Source organism: Microcystis sp. LEGE 08355, assembly GCF_015207185.1.
GTDB classification, from domain to species: domain Bacteria; phylum Cyanobacteriota; class Cyanobacteriia; order Cyanobacteriales; family Microcystaceae; genus Microcystis; species Microcystis panniformis.
Window position 1 is genome coordinate 1 of record NZ_JADEXI010000868.1, and the last position, 1,380, is coordinate 1,380.

A 1,380-nucleotide genomic window follows, 5' to 3' on the forward strand; every position below is an offset into this window, starting at 1 on the left:
CTCCTATACCTTTTAAACAGGATTTAGTATTAAGCTAAGACGTATTTAAACCGCTTATTCTTAGATTAGCCGAATCTCCCCCCCTTGCCCCCCCGACGTGGTAGGGGGGTGTTGCCCTTTGCAAGAGTGCAAGAGTGCAAGAGTGCCTCGTCTCAACAAGCAATTTAAATTACGAACAGCTTATAGGACGTTTTTGAACCACCAAAAATTAATTATGCAAGAGTTCTAATCAATAAAAGGGCATCATTTGCTGATGCCCTGTGGCTGAATATTTAAGTAGTTACAGATTTGATCCTAAGGATGAAGTATGCTCTTGTCTGCGCTCGTCTCCTGACTCGGAGAATTCTGAGTCCCGAAAACGAAAACTTTATACTTGATCATTAAGATAAATCCCCTGCTTAGGCAGTGCGTTTTTTCACACTACCTAGTTCTCGAATGCCTAACCAACCGATCAAACTATAGCAAATCGATAGCAACATACTTTGAATACCAATTCTTAACCACTGTTTCAAAGCCTCCAAGTTAGCTTGGCTTTCTGCCTGTTTTCGTCGATCTTGCAGCTGAGTTTGTAGCCGATTTTTGATATCATCTAATCCCTGTTTAAACTCCTTCGGTTTTTTGGATAAATCCCGTAAATTAGTTAATTGGTCTCTTTGTTGACGGAGGGTCTGTAACTGTTCTGTGCTGATCGGTTGTCCTTGGAAACGACCAGTTTCAATTACTTGATTTCTCTGAGAGATCTGCTGTTCTAATAGTTGGGGATTTTGCGATAGCGTATTTAACTGGGCTAAGAAAGCCTGAATTTGTCCCTCCCCTTGGTCAACACCCTGTTCAATTTGAGTCAAAGCGTTGTTTTTAATCTGGTTGATATTATTGATATGAACAGGAATCATCAACAGAAAAACTAAGCCTAACAGTGTGGAAAGAATAAAAATCGGCCAACGCAATTCAAAGCGGGATTTTCTAGGAATGACATCTCTATTGTTAGCGTCAATCCAGTAAGCGATTAAAACGAGAACGATACCCAGAAGAGGAACAATTCCTCGATCAACAAAGGTGCTGACGAACCCTACCTGCCATTGGGATTGATTAAATCGATAGGGCAGCGGCAGGATAAACCCATCCAAAAGGAAGGAAATAATGAAAACCAATCCCGTTAATTTCAGGGACAAAGAAGTAAAGCTGTTCATCGAAAAACTGGGTCTGAAACCCGCCCTTTAGCGATAACGGAGGGCGGCTTTATATAAGTTAGCGAGAAACAATTAAACCGTTAGAACGACGAATTAACTGAATCTTACTAACAGCTATCTGTCCCAATCGTTGACCATTGGTATCGCTTACAGATAGCTTTTTTTCGGTATCTCCACTAACATAACCAAT

Annotated in this window: 1 protein-coding gene; it reads right to left on the bottom strand. The window is 40.9% G+C overall.

Features of this window, described 5'->3' with window-relative positions; all coding sequences use genetic code 11:
- Nucleotides 1-398: 398 nt before the first annotated feature.
- Entirely contained in the window at nucleotides 399-1,190 is a 792-nt protein-coding gene (locus IQ242_RS24800; RefSeq protein WP_193961784.1) for an HpsJ family protein, read from the bottom strand.
- Nucleotides 1,191-1,380: the final 190 nt, after the last annotated feature.

Excerpts from the sequence above, each read along its gene's own strand:
- IQ242_RS24800 (WP_193961784.1), bottom strand. The coding sequence starts at position 1,190 with ATGAACAGCTTTACTTCTTTGTCCCTGAAATTAACGGGATTGGTTTTC.